Origin of the sequence: Paeniglutamicibacter sp. Y32M11 (assembly GCF_019285735.1) — a bacterium.
In the GTDB taxonomy this organism is placed as follows: domain Bacteria; phylum Actinomycetota; class Actinomycetes; order Actinomycetales; family Micrococcaceae; genus Paeniglutamicibacter.
In genome coordinates this window covers 1,789,225-1,810,865 of the sequence record NZ_CP079107.1, presented here as the reverse complement: position 1 = coordinate 1,810,865, position 21,641 = coordinate 1,789,225, and the positions used below count along the sequence as shown (strand labels likewise).

Annotated in this window: 15 protein-coding genes; 3 read left to right on the top strand and 12 right to left on the bottom strand. The window is 63.3% G+C overall.

The window, feature by feature from the left end; all coding sequences use genetic code 11:
- Positions 1–100: 100 nt before the first annotated feature.
- The 6 genes from KUF55_RS07940 to KUF55_RS07915 form a co-directional block, all read right to left on the bottom strand.
- On the bottom strand, positions 101–1,420 hold the full coding sequence (locus tag KUF55_RS07940; protein ID WP_218818518.1) for a glutamate-5-semialdehyde dehydrogenase: 1,320 nt from the start codon (positions 1,418–1,420) through the stop codon (positions 101–103).
- 88 nt (positions 1,421–1,508) lie between these two features.
- A complete protein-coding gene (gene proB, locus KUF55_RS07935; protein WP_132363518.1) occupies positions 1,509–2,648 on the bottom strand; it encodes a glutamate 5-kinase in 1,140 nt (379 codons plus the stop codon).
- A gap of 9 nt (positions 2,649–2,657) precedes the next feature.
- The gene (obgE, locus tag KUF55_RS07930) at positions 2,658–4,229 is read right to left on the bottom strand and encodes a GTPase ObgE (RefSeq protein ID WP_218818517.1); all 1,572 of its coding nucleotides are present in this window, start codon (positions 4,227–4,229) and stop codon (positions 2,658–2,660) included.
- 150 nt (positions 4,230–4,379) lie between these two features.
- On the bottom strand, positions 4,380–4,634 hold the full coding sequence (rpmA, locus tag KUF55_RS07925; RefSeq protein WP_132363514.1) for a 50S ribosomal protein L27: 255 nt from the start codon (positions 4,632–4,634) through the stop codon (positions 4,380–4,382).
- A gap of 48 nt (positions 4,635–4,682) precedes the next feature.
- Positions 4,683–4,991: a 50S ribosomal protein L21 gene (gene rplU, locus KUF55_RS07920; protein WP_132363513.1), complete on the bottom strand. Its 309-nt coding sequence runs from the start codon at positions 4,989–4,991 to the stop codon at positions 4,683–4,685.
- A gap of 191 nt (positions 4,992–5,182) precedes the next feature.
- Positions 5,183–8,584, bottom strand: coding sequence for a ribonuclease E/G (locus KUF55_RS07915; RefSeq protein ID WP_218818516.1), 3,402 nt, complete (start codon positions 8,582–8,584; stop codon positions 5,183–5,185).
- Between the two features lie 554 nt (positions 8,585–9,138).
- Between KUF55_RS07915 and KUF55_RS07910 the strand changes: the two genes are divergently transcribed.
- Together KUF55_RS07910 and KUF55_RS07905 are read left to right on the top strand one after the other, a co-directional pair.
- Positions 9,139–9,768: a vitamin K epoxide reductase family protein gene (locus KUF55_RS07910; RefSeq protein ID WP_218818515.1), complete on the top strand. Its 630-nt coding sequence runs from the start codon at positions 9,139–9,141 to the stop codon at positions 9,766–9,768.
- 19 nt (positions 9,769–9,787) lie between these two features.
- Entirely contained in the window at positions 9,788–10,153 is a 366-nt protein-coding gene (locus KUF55_RS07905) for a DUF2809 domain-containing protein (protein WP_218818514.1), read from the top strand.
- A gap of 132 nt (positions 10,154–10,285) precedes the next feature.
- Here KUF55_RS07905 and ndk read toward each other — a convergent pair whose 3' ends face one another.
- From ndk to ileS, 4 genes are read right to left on the bottom strand one after another with little or no spacing between them, the layout of a single operon-like run.
- Positions 10,286–10,702 carry a nucleoside-diphosphate kinase gene (gene ndk, locus KUF55_RS07900; protein WP_132363505.1) on the bottom strand — a complete coding sequence of 139 codons (417 nt, stop codon included), beginning with the start codon at positions 10,700–10,702 and terminating at the stop codon, positions 10,286–10,288.
- A gap of 52 nt (positions 10,703–10,754) precedes the next feature.
- A complete protein-coding gene (locus KUF55_RS07895; protein WP_218818513.1) occupies positions 10,755–11,216 on the bottom strand; it encodes a DUF4233 domain-containing protein in 462 nt (153 codons plus the stop codon).
- Between the two features lie 5 nt (positions 11,217–11,221).
- A complete protein-coding gene (locus KUF55_RS07890) occupies positions 11,222–12,586 on the bottom strand; it encodes a folylpolyglutamate synthase/dihydrofolate synthase family protein (protein WP_132363501.1) in 1,365 nt (454 codons plus the stop codon).
- Complete coding sequence (gene ileS / locus KUF55_RS07885) at positions 12,583–15,885, bottom strand: isoleucine--tRNA ligase (RefSeq protein WP_218818512.1); 3,303 nt, start codon at positions 15,883–15,885, stop codon at positions 12,583–12,585. The genes KUF55_RS07890 and ileS overlap by 4 nt, the downstream gene beginning before the upstream one ends.
- Positions 15,886–16,399: 514 nt before the next feature.
- Here ileS and KUF55_RS07880 point away from each other — a divergent pair.
- Positions 16,400–18,145 carry an HNH endonuclease signature motif containing protein gene (locus KUF55_RS07880; RefSeq protein WP_218818511.1) on the top strand — a complete coding sequence of 582 codons (1,746 nt, stop codon included), beginning with the start codon at positions 16,400–16,402 and terminating at the stop codon, positions 18,143–18,145.
- Between the two features lie 3 nt (positions 18,146–18,148).
- Here the strand turns inward: KUF55_RS07880 and KUF55_RS07875 are convergent, their stop codons facing one another.
- Positions 18,149–19,855: an alpha/beta-hydrolase family protein gene (locus tag KUF55_RS07875; protein WP_218818510.1), complete on the bottom strand. Its 1,707-nt coding sequence runs from the start codon at positions 19,853–19,855 to the stop codon at positions 18,149–18,151.
- Positions 19,856–20,113: 258 nt separating this feature from the next.
- Positions 20,114–21,619 carry an FAD-dependent oxidoreductase gene (locus KUF55_RS07870; RefSeq protein ID WP_218818509.1) on the bottom strand — a complete coding sequence of 502 codons (1,506 nt, stop codon included), beginning with the start codon at positions 21,617–21,619 and terminating at the stop codon, positions 20,114–20,116.
- Between the last annotated feature and the right edge of the window lie 22 nt (positions 21,620–21,641).

Here is a 21,641-nt window from a genome sequence, read left to right as displayed (position 1 = left end):
TCTCCAGGGTGTTAATGTGTTCGGCATGCCCGGGGGCATCCGACACGGTCATCTAGCTGTTTGCCTTGTTACCTTCTATCGTACCCACCTTGGCACGTGGCTACGAACGAACATGCCCATCGCCCTGCACAATCCACTTGGTGGTGGTGAGTTCGCGCAGGCCCATCGGGCCCCGAGCGTGCATCTTCTGCGTTGAGATGCCGACCTCAGCACCGAGGCCCAGTTGCCCGCCGTCGGTGAAGCGGGTGGAGGCATTCACGATGACCGCAGCCGAATCAACCTCGGCAATAAAGCGTTCGGCGTGGGCCAGATCATTGGTCAGGATCGCTTCGGTGTGCCCGGTACTGTGTCGACGGATGTGAGCGATGGCACCATCGAGGTCATCAACCACGGCCACCGCCAGATCAAGATCCATGTACTCGGTGTCCCAATCGGACTCCTGCGCATCGATGGTCGGGATCGCACCGGCGAACACCTTGGCCCGCGCGTCAACATGCAGGCGCACTCCCGCCTTGTGCAGGGCTGCCAAGACCTCTCCGGCTGCCTTCGCGTTGGCGTGCAGCAGCAGGGTCTCGACGGTATTGCACACCGAGGGGCGCTGAGTTTTGGCGTTCAGCAGGATCGGCGCCGCCATGGAAGCATCGGCCGACTCATCCAGATAAATGTGCACATTACCCTCGCCGGTCTCGATGACCGGAACCTTCGCGGTACTGACCACGCGCTGGATCAGTTCGCGGCCACCGCGCGGAATCAGTACGTCGATCTTGCCGCGGGCGGCCATCATCGCGTCGGCTCCATCGCGGCCCCACGCATCAACCGAAGCCACGGCGTCGGCGGGCAGGCCCACCGATTCGAGTGCATCACGGATCAGCGCCAGCAAGGCCACATTGGAATGTGCCGCGGCACTGCCACCGCGCAAGAGCACGGCGTTTCCGCTCTTGAGCGCCAGCCCGGCGATGTCCACCGTGACGTTGGGACGAGCCTCATAAATGGCACCGATCACGCCCATGGGCACGTGAACCTGGCGCAGGCGCAACCCGTTGGGCAGGGTCTGGCCCCGTAAAACCGTACCCACCGGATCGGGCAAGCCTGCCAGTTCCTCGAGGGCCGAGATCAGCGCATCAACGCGGGAATCATTAAGCTTCAACCGGTCAAGGAGCGCATCGGTGGTCCCGTTGGCCCGGCCGACCTCTAAATCCTTGGCGTTTGCCGTGATGATCGCGGCACGATGAGCGTTCAGGGACGCGGCGATGGCCAGCAGTGCCCGATCCTTCCAATTCCTATCGGCTCGGGCCAGCACGCGCGAAGCCGCGCGGGCCCGGTCTGCCAGTCTGCCCACGGCCACCGTGGCACCCTCAATACCACCGGTTTGTGCGGTAACGTCGGTGAAATTCTGTGCTGTGCTGGTGTTCTGGCTCATGGTTAGCCATTCTACGGTGGATACACCACGGCCCGCCTCCTATGTTAAGCAACATCGGGTATGCGGGCCGTCGCGATACGAAAAAATGTTAGACAAGCACCAAATCATCAACGTGAACGACTGATCGTTCAAACTGTGACCCCAGGTCCTCGCCCAGGTCCTGGGTGGTGCGACCGAGCATCTGCGGAAGTTCCGCGGAGGAGAAATTCACCAGACCGCGGGCGATGATCGCACCGGCCGCATCGGAAATTTCCACCGCATCTCCGGCCTCGAAGGACCCGCTGACACCGATGATCCCCGCCGGCAGCAGCGACGCGGTCCCGGCACTGATCGCCCGAACGGCTCCGGCATCAAGCTCCAACCGCCCGCGCGTGGAGGCGAGGTGTGCCAGCCACAGCATGCGGGTGGAACGGCGGACACCACGGGCGGAGAACCAGGTTCCCACGTCCTCACCGGCCAGTGCCGCGGCGGCGTTGGCCGTCGAGGTCACCAGCGCCGGAATACCAGATTCCGCACTCATGGTGGCTGCCTCAATCTTGGTGGCCATGCCGCCGGTGCCAAGCCCCGCTCCCCCGGTGCTTCCAACCCGCACCGAGACCAGGTCTTCGCTGCGATCTACGCGCGGCACCCGCACTCCCCCAGCATTTGGCGGAGCGTCATACACGGCATCAACATCCGAGAGCAGCACCAAGGCATCCGCCTTGACCAGGTGCGCCACCAGGGCCGCGAGCCGATCATTGTCACCAAAACGGATCTCGTGGGTGGCCACCGTGTCGTTTTCGTTCACGATGGGCACCACGCCCAGGGCCAGTAGCCGGTTCAACGCGCGGAACGCATTGGCGTACTGCCGACGCCGGATCAGGTCATCGGCGGAAAGCAGAACCTGTCCGACCGTCACACCATGGGCGGAAAACGCTTGGGTGTACCTGGCCATCAGCAGACCTTGGCCCACCGAGGCGGCGGCCTGCTGAGTGGCAAGATCCCTTGGGCGACGTCCCAAATCCAGCGGAGCCAGTCCTGCGGCAATGGCACCGGAGGATACGAGGATCAGCTCGATTCCCGATGTGTGCACCGCAGCCAGGCGATCAACCAGAGAGCTCAGCGCCTCCTCGGAGATGCCACCGGACAAGGTGGTGAGCGATGAGGAACCGACCTTTACCACGATGCGTGAGGCACGCGGCAGGTCTGTTCTCTGGGTAATGCCCGAGGGCTGGTTAGTGGCTTTCACGATGCTGGGTTACTCCCCTGCCTTAGGTAGCTGGTGCTTGTAGTTCACGGACTCCGTCCAGATTCCGGCCTTGCGTTCGGCTTCCAGGTCCTCGCGGGCAGCACTCTTCGCGTCCTTACGTGCCTCGTGCTGGGCCTTCTTCTCCTCACGGGAGGGACGGGCACCAAATTCGGCCAGGCGCTCGTCCTGACCACGGCGTGAACCGAGCAGTTCGGCACCGGCAGCCATCGTCGGCTCCCAGTCGAAGACCACTGCATCAACCTCGGAGCCGATGACCACGGCATCGCCGGGACGTGCGCCCAGCTTGTACAGCTGGTTTTCAACACCCAGCTTGGCCAAGCGGTCCGCCAGGTAGCCCACAGCCTCATCATTGCGGAAGTCGGTCTGCATGATCCAGCGCTCCGGCTTTTCGCCGATGACGCGGAAGAGCGGCTCGAGGTTACGCTCTTCCTTGCGGATCACGAACCCGGCCTTGCTGGCCTTGGTGGCGCGCGGACGCAGCACCTCCACGGCAACGGGCAACGGAGCTGCCTCGATCTTGGCGCGGGCCTCGGTGACCAGTTCGGACATGGCGAAGGAGAGCTCACGCAATCCCTCGCGGCTCATGGCCGAGACCTCGAAGACGCGGTAGCCACGCTTCTCCAGTTCCGGGCGCACAAATTCGGCCATATCCCGGCCATCTGGCATGTCGACCTTGTTCAGGGCCACCAGACGCGGGCGTTCGTTCAACGGGATGATCTGTCCGTCGGCACCGGCAAAGGAGGAGTCAACCTCGTAGGCGTCGAGTTCGGCCTGGATGGTCTCCAGGTCCGAGACGGGATCTCGATCGGTTTCCAGGGCACCGCAGTCAAGCACGTGGACCAGGGCTGCGCAGCGTTCTACGTGGCGCAGGAATTCCAGACCCAGGCCGCGACCCTGTGAGGCGCCGGGGATCAAACCCGGAACATCCGCCACGGTGTAACGCACTTCGCCGGCCTGAACCACACCGAGGTTCGGGACCAGAGTGGTGAACGGGTAGTCGGCGATCTTCGGACGTGCTGCGGAGAGCGCGGCGATCAGCGAGGACTTGCCGGCCGATGGGTAGCCCACTAGGGCTACGTCGGCAACGGACTTGAGTTCAAGGACGACCTCGGCGGCGGTGCCCGGGGTACCCAACAGGGCGAAGCCGGGCGCCTTGCGGCGTTGGCTGGAAAGTCCGGCGTTGCCCAGGCCACCGAGGCCACCTGCGGCAACAACGTATTCGGTGCCATCGCCGATGAGGTCAGCGAGGATTACCCCGTCGCGGGTCTTGACAACGGTGCCCTCGGGCACCGGCAGGACCAGCGATTCGCCGTTTTTGCCCGGGCGTAGATCGCCCTTGCCGCCTTCACCGTTTCCGGCGTGGCGGTGCGGTGAGTGGTGGTAGGACAGCAGCGTGGTGGTCTGGGCGTCTACGCGCAAAACCACGTTGCCACCGTCACCGCCACTGCCACCGTCTGGACCACCCAGCGGCTTGAATTTTTCTCGTTTGATGGAGACACAGCCGTGCCCACCGGTACCACCGGAGACATGGAGGACCACTCGGTCGATGAAGGCTGCCACGGTTGAAAGCTCCTAGCAAAAAAGATGGTGTTTCCGATGCCGCACAGTTGCGGCTAAAAGGGGTAAACACCTAGGGGTTTTGGAAAAACACAAAGAGGGTGAGCCGTGCGGCCCACCCTCTCCAGTGTAATGAATGCGGTTACGCGCTAATTAGCCAGCGGTAACGATGTTCACGACTTTGCGGCCGCGACGAGTGCCGAATTCGACAGCTCCAGCTTCGAGTGCGAACAGGGTGTCGTCCTTGCCGATTCCCACGCCGGCGCCCGGGTGGAAGCGGGTGCCGCGCTGGCGAACGATGATTTCGCCTGCCGAAACAACCTGACCACCGAAACGCTTTACGCCCAGGTACTGGGCGTTGGAATCACGACCGTTGCGAGAGGAACTCGCGCCCTTCTTATGTGCCATTGAATGTGCCTACCTTCAGGTAATGAGAATTCTTGGATACAACCGCAATTAAGCGATCGAGGTGACCTTGACCTTGGTCAACGAAGCGCGGAAACCCTGGCGCTTCTTGTAACCGGTCTTGTTCTTGAACTTCTGAATGACAATCTTCTGACCGCGAAGGTTCTCAATGACCTCAGCGGTCACCGTAACCTTGGCGAGCTCGTCGGCTGCAGAAGTTACCTTCTCGCCATCAACCAGCAACAGGGCCGGAAGTTCGATGGAGGCGCCGGGGGCAGCCTTCAGACGGTCAAGGGTTACGAGGTCTCCAACAGAAACCTTTTCCTGGCGGCCGCCAGCGCGGACAATTGCGTACACCACGTGGGTACTCACTTCTACTCGACGTTCAATATGTCTTGCTGCGCATCACTACCTCAATGAAACTGAGGATTGCGCTGTGCTGGCACGCCGAGCGGAAGAATCCGATAGCTGGCGTTCGCACCGAGGATCTAGACTACGCTAAAAAGCGCTGCGGGGGCAAATACAACTTGACCCCGCGGGCGTCAAGATCCCTACTCTTTCAACTCGTTGACCGGCATCCCTACACCCAGCATGATCGGCGCATTCGCGGCTTTCTGCGGCTGTGGGGACTTCGTTTGGTCAGCGAGTGAAGCCACATGGGATGTGCCCGATGTAGCTCGCGTGTCCGATGCCACAGAAACTGCAGAATCGGAACCGCCTTGCGGGCTCATGGCACGGCGGCTGCGCTTGACGCGCGCCACCGGCTCTGAGACCGAAGTCTTGTTAGGTGCCGTGCGACTTGACGCCTGTTCGGGCGCCTCGTCGGAGGCTTGGCCGGCAACACCCGAGATGACGGGGGCTGCGGCGGGGGCAGGAGAGGGAACTACCACTGGAGCGCTCTCCTGAGTCTTGGCGCGCGGCTTGCGACGGCTGCGGCTACGTGCGGGGCGTGAGGATCCGCTTTCGCTTCCCTCGTCACCTTCCACTGCCTGATCCGCGGGGGAATGATCCGGAAGCGCCGCTTCCAGCGTCTCCAGGGTCAGCGACGGGGCAGGAGTCTCGGATCCGGCACGACGGTTACGTCGCGCGGCGGGAACCACCACGGACTCCCCCGCAACGGTGAGCGTAGCACCCTCGTCTTCCGGTGCTACCTGTCCCAATTCGTGGGCGGCCAGGGCTGCTGCGGCAATGTTCGCAAAGGCATTACGCGTTGCGGTGGCCTTTGCCTCAAGTGCTGCGGGAACCGCCGCGGGCGACTCTTCGCTGAGCTCGGGAGCCGAATCGATTCCGGAGTCTCCCTCGGAGCCACGGTTGCGACGGCGACGCTCGGCACGCGAGGGCTTCTCGGCCGCGCGCTGGCTCGGGGCGTGTGCTTCGCCGGCCGAGTTGAACGTGCGGTGGTGTTCCACCGGCTCGTCATGGGTGATGACGCCGCGGCCGTTGCAGGCCTCGCAGTTTTCGCCGAAGACTTCGAGCAAACCGGTGCCCATGCGCTTACGGGTCATCTGGATCAGCCCCAGCGAGGTCACCTCGGCAACCTGGTGCTTGGTCCGGTCGCGGCCCAGGCACTCCACCAATCGGCGGAGCACCAGATCGCGGTTGGATTCCAGAACCATGTCGATGAAGTCGATGACGATGATGCCACCGATGTCGCGCAGGCGCAGCTGGCGAACGACCTCTTCGGCCGCCTCCAGGTTGTTCTTGGTGACGGTTTCCTCGAGGTTGCCGCCCGAACCGGTGAACTTACCGGTGTTCACGTCAACCACGGTCATCGCTTCGGTGCGGTCAATGACCAGCGAACCACCCGAGGGCAGGAAGACCTTGCGGTCAAGTGCCTTGTGGATCTGCTCGTCGATGCGGAAATCGGTGAAGATGTCCGCTTCCGACTCCCACTTTTCCAGGCGTGAAACCAGATCCGGGGCCACGTAGGTCACGTAGGCCTCGATGGTGTCCCAGGCGTCGTCGCCGGAGACGATCAACTTGGTGAAGTCCTCGTTGAAGACATCGCGGACCACCTTGATGGTCAGATCCGGTTCCCCGTAGAGCAATTCCGGAGCCAGGGTCTTGGTGGAGGTCGAGGCGGCCTCGATGCCTTCCCACTGTGCGCGCAGGCGGTTGATGTCATTCATCAACTCTTCTTCGGAAGCACCCTCGGCGGCGGTGCGTACGATGACTCCGGCATTTTCCGGCAGGTGATCCTTCAAGATCTTCTTCAGGCGGTTGCGCTCCACGTCGGGAAGCTTGCGTGAGATGCCGGTCATCGAGCCACCCGGTACGTAGACCAGGTAGCGGCCCGGCAGGGAGATCTGGCTGGTGAGGCGGGCGCCCTTGTGGCCGACCGGATCCTTGGTGACCTGCACCAGGACGGTGTCCCCGGACTTCAGTGCGTGCTCGATGCGGCGCGGGTGACCGTCAAGGCCGGCCACGTCCCAATTAACCTCACCGGCGTAGAGCACGGCATTGCGTCCGCGTCCGATATCCACGAAGGCGGCCTCCATGGACGGCAGTACGTTCTGTACCTTACCGACATAGACGTTGCCGATCAGCGAATCCTGCTGCGTCTTGGAGACGAAGTGCTCGGCCAGGATGCCATCTTCGAGCACCCCGATCTGGATCCGGTCTTCACGCTGGCGCACGATCATCTGGCGGTCAACGGATTCGCGGCGAGCCAGGAATTCGGCCTCGGTGATGACCTGACGGCGACGGCCCGACTCGCGGGAATCGCGGCGGCGCTGACGCTTGGCCTCGAGGCGGGTGGAACCACGCACGGCGGTGACCTTGTTGGAAACCACCGGTTCTAGGGTGGTGCGTGGGGCGCGGACCCGGGTGATGGTGTTTGGCGGATCGTTTTCGGTTCCACCACTGAGTTCCAGGTCGGCCTCGCCACGACGCCGACGACGGCGACGACGCGAGACAACACCCGAGTCATCACCCGACTCCTCCTCGGAGGCGGCATTGCGGTTGCGGCGAGATGCCGCGGCATCCTCGTCGGCAGCCGCTTCGAGCTCCACGGCCGCGGCCAGGTTCGGAGCCTGGAAGATCAGTGAGAGTGCCGATTCCGGGATGGCGAACGGATCGGAGATGGTGACCGCTTCGGGCTCCGTAACTACGTCTTCGGTGGCGGTTTCGTTGACCACGGCCGCCGGTGCTACCGGGGTGCCCTGCTCTTCAACGACCTGCTCGTCGGCGGGTGCCGCGTTGCGGTTACCGCGAGAGTTGCGGGCCGGACGGCGGCGTGAGGACTTTGCCGGCTCGGCGGCTTCCGCCACGGTGTTCTCGGCTGCTACCTCGGTAGCGGCGGCAACCGGCACGGCTGCTTCGGCCTCGGCCGTCTGCGCTGCGTTGGATGCCGGTGCGGAGGCCTTGCGACTACGACCGCGGGCCGGGCGACGGGTGCCGGCCTTTACGGCCGGCTCCTGCTCGGGTGCTGCCTCGTGAACCGACTCGATGGTGGAGTGCACCTTGGCCGCGAGTGTTGCCGCGGGAGCCACAATGGCCGGAGCTGCTTCGCTGGCTGCGGCACCCGGGGAGGTCACTCCGGAGGTGGCGCGGCGTGGGCCACGACGTGCCGGTGCCTTAGCTACTGCGGTCTTGGTCTCGGTGAGAACCGGGGCCTGTACGGCGGCCTTGGCGGAACGGCTTGCCGGGGCGTTGGTGACTTCGCCCGATGCTGCTGCGGCAACCGACTCAACGGTGGCCTCGGCGGCACGCTTGGCCGGGGCGTTGCGGTTATCTGCTCCGCGACGAGCGGTGGCGTTGCGGGGGGCAACGTTGGCGCGGGTCCGGGAGGGAGCCGCTGCCGCGTTGTCGAGGTCGGCAAGCGTCATGGCCCGGCGTACCGGCACGCTGGCCGGAGGTTGTTCGTTAAAGTTCTTGCGCGGGCGGGACGTGCGGGTCCGGGCCTTTGGCCCCTGGCCCATCGCTGCCTTAGATTCGTCGCGATTCAGTGCCATGTTAAAAGAGTGCTCCTCGGCGGGTTGATGGCTCCCACAGATAGCTCGTCTTCCCTAGTTAGTTCGCTGGACCGGGCCGAATGGGCCACGTGTCTCAGCGGAAGTCATTTTCTGACTTACCCGGGTGCGCCAACCATGTGCGGGGCGCGGCATCCGTGTAAGACCAACAACGCTTTTCCAAGCAAGCCGCTTTACGTTGCGGCGACCATATCGCGGTATTCGCTTCGACCTTCGTATAGGCGGTCTCTTGGCAGCAGATGCATCGCGATGGGGCTTGAAAGCCTGTTGTTGGGTTGAAAGCAGACTGTGGATCCACGAACAACCATAGCTATTGTCTCACATCGACACGCCGGTAAACGACGCGCCGAACACCCCGGCGGTTCCCCGCCCGCGGGGCGCGACCCCTCGGCGCGCTGGGGCACGGTGAGGCAGCGTGCGAGCATTAGACTTCAGACAGGGCCACGGGCATGCTTTTCCCGCTCGCCCGAGGTGAAACTCGGGCACCACAGGGCCCGCAAACACGTGGGAATACACAGCGCCACAAGGGAGTACGAATGAGCCACATCGACGCAGCACAGATCCGGGACAGGGAAGCGATCCTGCCAGCCATGGCACGGGATCGTCCGTTCGGAATTTTTTTGGTGCTCAGCGCCGCGGTGTCCTGGATCGCCGCCGGGATCCTGGTGCTCGAGCGCCTGGCCCTCTACAAAAACCCGAATTACATCACCAGCTGCGACTTTAACCCCTGGGTTTCCTGCGGCACCGTCATGAAGTCGGCCCAGGCCGAATTGCTGGGCTTCCCCAACCCACTGTTGGGCGTCGTCGGCTTCGGTCTGGTGATCACCATCGGCATGGCACTGCTGGCCGGGGCCCGCTTCGCCCGCTGGTTCTGGATCGGCCTCCAGGTCGGGATCACCGTGGCCATGGTGTTCATCGTCTGGCTCTGGTCCCAGGCCCTGTATGAAATCAACGCCCTGTGCCTGTACTGCATGATCGTCTGGGCGATGATGATCCCGATGTTCCTCTTCACCACCGCGCGCAACATCATCCACTCGGTGATCCCGGCCCCGGCGGCACTGCGCCGCTTCGCCGCCGAATGGACCTGGGTCGTGGTCATCGTCGCGCTGATCATCACCATCGCCACCGTCGTTCTGCGCTTCCCCGGTGCCTTCTTTGGCGCCTAGGGCCACGACCCGCCGCTGGATGGCTGCCGCCCTGGTTCTCCCGATCATCGGCATCGGGTTGCTCGCGCGTTTTGGTGGTTCGGGACTACTGGCCGATGTGTCCGGCGGTCTGCTGTACGCGGTGCTGATATATGTGCTGCTCACGGTGCTGCGCCCACGGGCCACACAGCTCTCCAACGCTGCCATCGCACTGGTGTTCTGTGTCTTGATTGAACTGCTGCAGCTCACCAATATTCCCGCGGAGCTGGCCCGCGTGTTCTCCCCCAGCGCGCTGGTGCTGGGCACCGGATTCGCGCCACGTGATCTGCTGGCCTATCTCATGGGGGCGGCCCTGGCGCTGGGCATCGACCTGGGCCTCTCTCGCCGGTCTAGCTCGCGGAGCTAAGCCGGCCCGCAGCCGGCCACCGCTGGTCTTGACCGCACAAACAAGAGGGTCCGACCCGCTGTTGCTTCTTCCCGCCAAGGGGAAAAGAACTGCGGGCCGGACCCTTTTTAGCACCTGTGCGGCGCTAGAGATTTAGGCGAACCAGATACCGATTTCGCGAGCCGCCGACTCTTCGGAGTCGGAGCCGTGAACCAGGTTCTGCTGCACCTTCAGGCCCCAGTCGCGGCCCAGGTCCCCACGGATGGTTCCCGGGGCTGCGGTGGTCGGGTCGGTGGTGCCGGCCAGTGAGCGGAAGCCGGTGATGACGTTCTGTCCCTCGGCGATGATCGCGACGACCGGGCCCGAAAGCATGAAGTCAACCAGCGGCTGGTAGAACGGCTTGCCCTCGTGCTCGGCGTAGTGCTCGGCCAGCATTTGCGGCGTTGCCGAAACCTGCTTCAATTCCGCGATCGTGTAGCCCTTGGCTTCGATGCGGGCCAGGATCACGCCGGTGAGCTGACGCTTTACGCCATCGGGCTTTACCAGGATCAGGGTGCGTTGGATAGCCACGGGGGCGACTCCTTAGTGTTGTGGGTGAAAGTTATTTCTCGCTGCTTTGATTCTACGGTTGAGCTACACCGGTGCCGGAATCCGACTCCGGGTGCGCCGCATCCCAGGCCGCCTGTTCGCGGAGACGGCGGGCGCTCTCCACATCCATGGCGTGGCCCTTACTCACCGCGTACCACCAGGTCACGGCGAAGGCCGCGCCGATGAAAAACATCTCGGTGATCAAAAAACCGGAGAAGATCAACAGCAGCTGCAACAGCCAGCCAATCGCGTAGCCCAGCGGTTTTTTCAGCAGCGCACAGGTCAAAATGCAGATGAGAGCCACCAGCACACCGCTACCGATGATCAGCACCGGATTGAGCGTCTCACGGTTCAGCCCGTAGATGGCCAGCGTCGCGAAGAGCACCACAAAGGCCTCAAGACTCAGCACCGTCGAGGCGAACATCACACGCGTGGAACGCGGTTTCTTGGGTTGCCCCGGACGCCATTCGCGTTGCGCCTTGGTCATTTTTGCCATTGTAACTAGAGCCCTCCGAGCAACATGCGGGCCTCGCCGACCAGCGTGATCGAGCCGGTGACCAATACGCCGCCGCCAAAGTCCTCGCCGGACTCGGCACGCCCGACCGCCCATTCCAGGGCCTCGTCGAGGCGTTCGCTGATGAACAGGTCTTCTTCGTTAAAGCCCGCTTCCAGGGCCATGGTGGCCAGTTCCCCGGCGGGGATGGCCCGCGGCGAGTTGGATTGGGTGATGGCAATGTCATCCACCAGGTCCAGGTAGGCCTCGCGGAGCTGAACGAGCATCGCCTCGGCGTCCTTCTCGGCCAGAATCCCGATGACCAAGACCAGCTTCGAGAAGCCGAAGGACTCCTTCACCGCGGCGGCCGAGGCACGGATGCCATCGGGGTTGTGTCCGGCATCCAGCAGCACGGTCGGTGCCTTGCGGATGACCTCGAGCCGGCCGGGGCTGGTGGTGGCGCCGAAGCCGGTGCGTACCAAATCCTGATTCAGCTCGCGTTCCCCACCGCCGATGAACGCCTCAACAGCGGCCAGGGCCACCGCCGCGTTCTGCGCCTGGTGTTCTCCGTGCAGCGGCAACAGGATGTCGGTGTAGCGTCCGGCCAGACCCTGAATCTCCAGCTGTTGGCCGCCGACGGCCACAATCCGTGAGGAGACACCAAATTCGATGCCCTCAAAGCGGTAGGGCACCTCAAGTTCGCGGGCACGTTCCAGCAGCACCTGCGCGGCATCGGCCGGCTGTGCGGAGGAAATCAGGAAGCCGCCGGGCTTGATGATGCCGGCCTTTTCTTGGGCGATCAGCTCCGTGGTATCACCCAGGAGCTCCACGTGGTCAAGGGAGATCGGGGTGATGACCGAGACCTGTCCATCGCCCACATTGGTGGCATCGGTGATTCCACCCAGGCCCACCTCGATGATCGCCACGTCCACCGGGGTGTCGGCGAAGATCGCGTAACCCAGCACCGTGAGCGCTTCGAAGTAGGTCAGCCGATTTTCGCCGGCCGCGCTCAGCTCGTCATCAACGATCTGCAGGTAGGGGCGGATCTCGTCCCAAATGCGCACGAAGGTCTCATCGTCCACCGGCTCCCCATCGATGGCGATGCGTTCGGTGACCGAGACCAGGTGCGGGGAGGAATACCGTCCGGTGCGCAGGTCGTGGGCGCGCAACAGGGATTCGATCATCCGCGCCGTGGAGGTCTTGCCGTTGGTGCCGGTGATGTGGATGATCGGGAAGGACTTGTTCGGCTCCCCCAGGATCTCCATGGCCCGGAACATCGGGCCCATGCGTGGTTCGATCTTGTTTTCCGGCGCGCGGGCCAGAAGTTCGGCGTACACGCTGGCTACGGAGAACTTGTCAAAGGTGTCGCTCATGCGTTGGGTCCCATTTCCTTCTCGGCTTCGGCGGATGCCACGGTTTCCACGGAAACGACGGGGGCTTTTGCGTCCGCGGAGCTGATGAGTACCAGCCCGAGGCTCAGCGTTTCCCCCTTGATCAGTTCGGCGTTGGCATGCAGCGCGGCCACGGTGGCCTCATCGGCGGTGATCTGTGTGCGGATGCGATCAGAGACCAACAGGTCCGCGTCCTTGCGGGCGGACTGAATGGCGCGGATCATATCTCTTGCCAGGCCCTCGGCCGCCAGCTCGTCGGTGACCTCGGTATCCAGGACCAGGAAGCCGCCGCCGGGCAGCACCGCTGCGGCGATCGATTCCTCACCGACACTGGGAGCCACCACGGTTTCTAGCGTGTACTCGTGCTCCTGCAGAGCCAGTCCACCGGCGGTGACCACACCGTCATCACCCACGGACCAGTCACCAGATTTCGCACCCTTGATGGCGAGCTGGACATTTTTGCCCAGTCGCGGGCCCGCGGCACGGGCATTGACGACTAGTTGCTGGCTGATGCCGTATTCGGCGGCGTTGGCGGTTGCCGCATCGATCAGCGTGATGCTGCGCAGGTTCAGCTCGTCCTTCAGGATGCTCACGAAGGTGCCCTCCAACGCCGCGGCGTTGGGAGCTGCCACGGTCATGCCGGCCAACGGCAGACGTACCCGCAGGTTCGCCGCCTTGCGCAGTGAGGAACCCACCGAGGCGATGCGGCGGGTGGCCTCCATGGCCGCCACCAGGTCGGCGTGCTCACCAAAGAGCTCGGCGTCGGGCCAATCGGCCAGGTGGACCGAGCGTTCCCCGGTGAGTCCGCGCCAGATTTCCTCGGCCGCCAGCGGCAATAGCGAGGCCGAAACCCGGGTCAGGGTTTCTAAGCAGGTGTAGAGCGTGTCAAAGGCGGCGGTGTCTTCGTCGAAGAAGCGCTGGCGGGAGCGGCGCACGTACCAGTTGGTCAGCGTGTCCATGTATTGGCGGATGGATTCTGCGGCATCGGAGATGTCGTAGGCGTCCAGCTTGGCCGTGACGTCGCGGACCAATCCACCGGTGGCCGCCAGCATGTAGGCATCCAGCGGGTCACTCGAGGAGTAGGAGAGCTTCGCGGTGTAGCCCGCGCCGTCATTTGCGGCGTTGGTGTACAGGCAGAAGAAGTGCCAGACGTTCCACATCGGCAGCAGGACCTGACGCACGCCATCACGAATGCCCTGTTCGGTGACCACCAGGTTGCCACCACGCAGGATTGGGGAGGAGAGCAGGAACCAGCGCATGGCATCGGAGCCGTCGCGGTCAAGCACCTCGTTAACATCCGGGTAGTTGCGCAGCGACTTAGACATTTTCTGCCCGTCGGAGCCCAGCACGATGCCGTGACTGATCACGTTCTTGTAGGCGGGGCGGTCAAAGAGCGCGGTGGAGAGCACGTGCATGGTGTAGAACCAGCCGCGAGTCTGCCCGATGTATTCGACGATGAAGTCCGCCGGGTGGTGGGTGTCAAACCATTCCTTGTTCTCAAACGGGTAGTGCGCCTGGGCGTAGGGCATCGACCCGGAGTCAAACCAGACATCCAGCACGTCTTCCACACGGTACATGGTGCCGTTTTCGGCGCAGCCATCGTGCTTTTTACTCAGCTCGTCGATGAACGGGCGGTGCAGATCCGGTTGGCCCTCAAGGTTCAGCGGCAGCCGGCCGAAGCCGGCCTGCAGCTCGGCCAACGAACCGTAGACCTCGCGGTGCGTGCAGTTTTCGCCGTCACATTCCCACACCGGGATCGGGGATCCCCAGTAGCGGTTGCGCGAGATGGACCAGTCGCGGGCGTTGGCCAGCCACTTGCCAAACTGGCCTTCCTTCACGTTCTCCGGGATCCAGTTGATGCCCTGGTTCAGTTCCAGCATGCGGTCCTTGACCGCTGTGACCTGGACGTACCAGGAGGAGATCGCGCGGTAGATCAGCGGGGTGCGGCAGCGCCAGCAATGCGGGTAGGAGTGCTCGAAGGAGGCCTGCTTGATCAGCTTCGCCGAGTCCTTCAGGATCGCGGTGATCGACTTGTTCGCGTCAAAGACCTGCACACCAACGATCTGCTCCAGGTCTCCACCCTTAAAGAGCGGCAGGAACTTTGCGCCCTCATCGATCGAGAGGATCACCGGGATGCCGGCGGCCTCACAGATCTTCTGATCCTCCTCACCATAGGCCGGTGCCTGGTGGACGATGCCGGTGCCGTCGGTGGTGGTGACGTAGTCGGCGACCAGGATCTGCCAGGCCTTGGCGGTGTTCCACGTCTCGGTGTCGGTGAAGGTGTCCCAGAGCGGTGCGTAGGTGATGCCGGCGAGCTGTTCACCGGTGTAGCGGGCGCTGATCGCTGCGCTGGCCGCCTTGGCGTCGGCATAACCCAGGTCCTTGGCGTAGGCCCCGACCAGGTCCTCGGCGAGCAGGAAGTTTCCGCTCGCGTCCGAGGCCTTCACGCCGTTTTCGCCGGCGGGCAGTACCACGTAGGAGATCTTCGGACCCACGGCCAGGGCCATGTTGGTCGGCAGCGTCCAGGGGGTCGTGGTCCAGGCCAGGGCCTGGACGCCGGCGAGCTCCTGGGAGATCTCCGATGAACCGGTGAGCAGTTCGAAGGAGACGGTGACCGTCTGGTCCTGACGGTCCTTGTACACGTCATCGTCCATCCGCAACTCGTGGTTGGACAGCGGGGTCTCGTCCTTCCAGCAGTACGGCAGCACGCGGAAGCCCTGGTAGGTCAGGCCCTTGTCGGACAGCTGCTTAAACGCCCAGATGACCGATTCCATGTACTCGACGTTCAGCGTCTTGTAGTCGTTCTCAAAGTCGACCCAGCGCGCCTGACGGGTGACGTATTCCTGCCATTCTCCGGCATACTTCATCACCGAGGTGCGGCAGGCGTCGTTAAACTTATCGATGCCCATGGCCTCGATCTGCACCTTGTCGGTCATGCCCAGCTGCTTCATGGCCTCTAGTTCGGCCGGCAGTCCGTGGGTGTCCCAGCCGAAGCGGCGCTCCACCCGCGATCCACGCTGGGTCTGGTAGCGAGCTACCATGTCCTTCACGTAGCCGGTGAGCAGGTGCCCGTAGTGCGGCAGGCCGTTGGCGAAGGGCGGACCGTCGTAGAAGACAAACTCGTTGTCGCCGTTTTCTCCGGCATCACGATTATCGATGGAGGCCTGGAAGGTCTCATCGTTCTTCCAGTAGGAAAGGACCCGTTCCTCAATCTCCGGGAAACGGGGAGAGGATGGCGTGGTGCCATGCGGGTCGGTCGAGGCCTTGGGGTAACTGGTCATCTGCGGCAGTCCTGGGATCGAAGGCGTTTTTACACGCTAGGCGTTCTCCAACACAGGGACGAGAATGAAGTAAATTGGTCACTTCACCTCGCGGTACCACCCCGCTTGCCCGATTCGCCCCGAATTGCTTCGAGGTGTTTCGCGCCGCTCGTTAATAGCTGTGACGGGCTTACCCGCTCGGTTCTACTGGGCCAGGGCGCACGATGGCGACAACGGCTGTTCTTCCGAGGACTCACCGGCGATAACCGGGTCGATGTCCTAATGCCTCCAGTCTAGCGCGCGATTCCCCATCATGCTCAATCCCCCGGTTTCGTCCCGGTTTCATCTGCCCAGTTCCTCTCCCCGACCCACTACCCTGCTCCAATCTCTGCCTTGCTCCAATCCCTGCCTTGCCGCCCAACGTTCCCACCGAACGCATCGGGGCAAGGACCGGCCACGATCTCACGCAGAATACTTATCCACATTCCCCAGCCCCTTCCCCCACGCCCGATATTTCCGGCGCATGCTGGTGGACATGGAAGCACACGAACCACTCACGCTCGCGGCGTTGGAGGCGATCACCGCACTATTGCCCAGCGCTGGCTCCGACGCTGCCATCGGCTGCGCGGCCGATGCCGATCCCGCACCGGATGATTTGCGTGTGCTGGGCCTGCTGGTTCCCCTGGTTCGTCTCGCACTTGACCGCTCGGCAGCAACGGTGCAATCCTCACCGGTACGCGCCGCCACGTTCGTGAAACTCGCCGAAGATCTCTATCGGCAATCGGGCTACGGTCAGTTGTTGGCCACCTCATCGGCCACCTCCGCCGCCCTTCACACCATCACCGAAGAATCCTTGGCCGCCGTTAATCAGGCACTGGCCACGCCCAGCGACTTCGCCTCGTCCGGGACGCTGCCCCACGATGTTCCAACACCATCGGGCCGCCAACCGCTCTACCGGGACGAAACAGATTTTCTCAGTGCACAGCACAACCTCACCCATTTTCAGGCCCAGCATCGGGTCCGCAGCGCGGAGAACCTGTTGCCACGTACCGGGTTTAACGGCCGCGAACTTCCACCCAAGTACCCGCTATTGGGTCAGGTACTCACCGATGCCGCCGCGGATCCCAAGGCGCTTGCGACGCTCGCCACGAGGTTTGAAGCACTGGATCCTCAACGTGCCGATGGGCAAGGAGGCCTCGCACCAGATCGCGAGTTGGAGGGCGAGCTAGCCGCGGCGGCACGCACTCGCAACGCTCAGGGAACGGCAAAACTGCTCAAGGACCAGGCCAAACGCCTCGATGAGCGACGAGCTGCCACGGCGCTACTGGGAACCGAAGACCTCTTTATCGGCGCCCACTACCTCGGCCATACAGCCAAGGGCTACGAATACAAGGTCATCACCACCGCGGAGGGCCACGAATTGCTGGCCACCGCGGCGGACATCCTCAACAGCCCAAGGACCAAGGCCGGAACTGTGCCCCGGGTCCCCATCGACGAGGCTCCAACAATCCCCGAATGGGCCATCGACCCCAAGGTTCCTCTCGATCAACGACCCACGGCCGAATTCACCGACGTAGGCGTGCCCGTCCAACTGGATCCAACCATAAATATGCAACCCGGCGAGAGCATCGAACAAGCACTCACCCGGCAGCGAGCCAAACGCCTTCACCAATTCATGCTTGATGCCTTGCGTAGTGCCACCGCCCCACCGGAGCCCGGCTTTGGCAGCACCGATGGCACCACCGCCGGATCAGCTGGTGAGGATCAAATGCCGCTAGCCCCCAACTTCACCATGAATGTCACCGTTGATCTGGCTACGTTCATGGGCCAGTTAGAGACTGCTGGCCTCACCGATCACGGCGAGGATATTTCCGCAGCAACTTGCCGGCGCATCGCCTGCAATGCCGGGATCATCCCGATTGTTTTGGACGGCACGGGGGTCCCGTTGGAACTGGGGCGCACACGAAGATACTTCAATCGGGCTCAGCGCCGAGCCATCGCGGTGCGAGATAGGGGATGCATCAATCCCGGCTGCACCATGTCGGCGAATCGCTGCGAGGCGCACCACCTTGATCCCTGGATGCTGGGTGGGCGGACCGATGTCTCACGTGGCTGTCTGCTCTGTCCGGCATGCCACCAGAGTTATCACGCAGGAAAGTTCCGGATTGAAATGATCCGCGGGATCCCGCATGTGCTTGCGGCCAAGTCCCGGGATCCGGAACAGCTGCCGCGGCGAAACTGGATCTTCTTCCCCGCCACCAGTCCCCTTCAGGCGGCCTAGACATCACTCCCAGATCGGGTCATGCGTGTTGATGCCCGCGATGAGTTCCTGGACCGCGTCCAGCTGCGGATCACTCAATCCGTGCCCGGGAAGCACTTGGGCCCACGCATCAAGGGCCACATCTCCGAAGTTGTGTCCGTGGCTCGGCGGCACGGCCTCGCTGACTAACATGTCGGTCACCAGATGCATGTACGTGATACCGGGCATCCACATCATTGCGTCACTCACATCGGCTCCGCGGCCGCCTTCCGCTGCACTAGCGCCGAGCCATTCGGGGCGTTGGTATATCACCGCTGGATCAAGCCAGGTGATCGGGTCGGTGGCGTGCTGAAGATAGCCGATCCGCGGTGGTTCCCATGTTCCGGCGGGCTCCAAGAAGTCGCCGGGCTTGGACTGCCACCGCACATTTTTCCCCTGTTGGTAAATCGGGCGCCAGATGGGACTGGAGTCATCACGCGTATTCTGCAGCGTACGCCAGGGCTCCGAATTTGCCGGAGGACCAGTGAACAGGGCGGCATCTGTGCGCTGAAGCATCTCCTCTAGATCGGTGAAATTACCTTGCATCCCCGCCGCCCCCAGGCTGAGGCCATAGACGGCAAGCCGGGGCCGATGCTCCCGCGGAAGCTGTTCCCAGCGCTCATACACAGTATCAAAAAGGGCAGTGCTTGACGCCGCCGCCAGCTCGGGGTCAAAGAGGAACGACACCCAGCTGGGCTGATCGGAATACTGCATCGAGGCGGTCGCCGTGTCACCGGCGTAGAGGTATTCAAAAGCGGCGATGGCTTGGGGCTCCAACCAACCGGAGCCGGTCGGGGTGGCTACCAGCAGCACCTCGCGCTCGAAGCCGCCGGTACGCTCCAACTCATCAACCACCAACGCCGCGCGCTCGAGCATATCCGCGCCCTGAGAAAGCCCGGCATAGACGCGTACCGGGTCAAGGGCGGTGCCGGTGATCTTGGCGATGGCATCGGCACTTGGGCCGCCCCCAGCAAAGGCCCTGCCTTGGCGGCCCAACCCTTCCCATGCGGCTGCGGATTCCGCGGAGCCCGATCGGGTGGGAAGAATCGGGCGCACACTGCCATCGAGAGTTCCGGCATCACGCCCCGCGTAAATTTTCCCCACCGCCACCAATCCACCCCCTACTAGCACCGCCGCCAGGAGCACTGTGCTCAGCACCGAGGTAAGCGACCACGTCCAGGCAGCTGTCCGCAAAGAGCCCCCCGCGTTGGCCACTCGCCGAGCCGCCAGGCTCGCGATGGAAGAAATGCCCCGTGCGATGCCCCAACACAGCACCATCGTGACCAGCGCCGCGAGGACGAATACCACGTGAGCGGCACCATCCACCGGGTCCATCTCCACCAGGGCGCGAACCTCGTTCTGCCAGTGCACCACGATGCTGGCATAGATCAACAGGTAGACAACAAGGAGAAAAAGGACGACCGTGCGCAAGATCCGTGCACTACGCAACGACGGGGTAAAGTTTGCCAACCGCCCGGGCAGCAACGTGCGAAGCCACCGCCCGAGGTTCCGCACTGGATGCCCCAGGCCGAAGCCGATCATGAACCACAGCCCTGCCAAGAAGCCTTGAAAGAGCGTGGGGCGAGGAACCAACGACGGCGTGAGTGCCAGCGATGCCAGCACCAATCCGCACGCTAGATGAGGCAGCCGCGTCTGTACGTTGGTGAGGAAGGGCCGGCTGGATTTGATCACGTGGGAGGCGCCTCTCGGGGCAAGGTGTGTGTTCTGAATTCTGCGGATGAGCTTGTGGGTGCCACCCTGCGTCGCCTGACACTCCACCAGCCCATCCAAAGTCACACGATGCGCTGTATTCACAGCATAAGACACATCATCAGCAGCGCCGTCAGCCGCTAGTGGTGATCACCCCGCTCAAAACTCGCCATGAGCCCGCAACATCGGCAAAATGCCCCTCACTTCACCTCTTGCCCAGCACAGTGACCCGCACTCAACTTAACCCGCCAGAGATGCCGAGGCCTCCTGGGCGGTAGCGGACGCGGCAAGCATCTCGGCGCGGTCAACCACCTTGATGCGTTCTCGCGGAACCGGACCCGCCTTCGTGGGAGCAGGCTTCGCGGCGGCGCCAAGGGCCTGCTCATGGGCATCAAGTGCCAGCCAACCTTCCCAGCTGGTGTAGGCCACGGACTTGGTCACCAAAAGTGCGCTCACCGCCTCCGGGTCCGCATGGGTGGCCAGCGGCAGCGTCGAAAGATCGGAGATCAGGTGGGCGATGGTCTCGGCGGCATCGGACTTGGTATGGCCAATCAGACCCACCGGTCCACGCTTGATCCAGCCCGTTGCATAGAGGCCCGGCACGTGGCTGCCCGATCGATCAAGGACCTTACCCTCGTGGTTCGGCACGGTCCCGGTGCGCCCGTCGTACTCAATCTCCGGCAAGGCGGAGCCGAAGTAGCCGATGGCGCGGTAGATCGCCTGCACCGGGTAGTGCACCTGCTCGCCGGTTCCGCGCGCCTGCCCGGTTCCATCCAGTTCCTGGCGTTCAAACGTCAGCCCCGTGACCTTGCCGTTCTGCCCGGTGACCTCGATCGGAGACTGCAGGAAGTGCAGGTGCAGCCGACGGCGCGGGCGTCCGGCCACGGCAGGCTCAGACGACTGCGCAACGTCGACGTTCTCTTCGCGTTCTTCCTGTTCGATGAGCCAGTTGGTCAGCGTGCCGACCATCGTCTTGATCTGGTTATTGGACTTGATGGCGGCATCCGAGGCGGCATCAAATTCGAAGTCTTCCGGGTACAGCACGATGTCCACGTCCTGGCTGTGCGAGAGTTCGCGCAGTTCTAACGGGGTGAACTTCACCTGGGCCGGTCCGCGGCGACCAAAAACGTGGACATCCGTGACCGGGGAATCCTTCAGACCCGCGAACACGTTTTCCGGAATTTCGGTGACCAAGAGGTCTTCGGCGTGCTTGGAAAGCACCCGGGCCACGTCAAGGGCCACGTTGCCGTTGCCGAGCACCGCGATTTCCTTGGCCTCAAGCGGCCAGGTGCGCGGCACGTCGGGGTGGCCGTCGTACCAGGAAACGAAGTCGGCGGCCCCATAGGAACCGTCCAGTTCGATGCCCGGAATGTTCAGGTCAGCGTCGGTGATGGCGCCGGTGGCGAAGATGACGGCGTCGTAGTGCTCGTTCAACTCCGCCAAGGTCAGGTCGACGCCGAAGTTCACGTTGCCAAAGAAGCGGATATCCCCGCGGTCAAGGACCTTGTGCAGTGCCTTAACGATGCCCTTGATGCGCGGGTGGTCGGGGGCCACACCGTAGCGAATCAGTCCATAGGGTGCGGGGTACCTGTCAAAAATGTCGATGGCCAACTCGAAGTCACGCTCCGACTTGGTGAGGATGTCGGCCGCGTAGATGCCTGCCGGGCCGGCGCCGATGATGGCGACCCGCAGCGGGCGGGCGGTAAAGACGGCGGGGGTCACATCGGGGTCGTTCTGCTGCGTCATGACGGGCGTTCTCCTAAGTAGC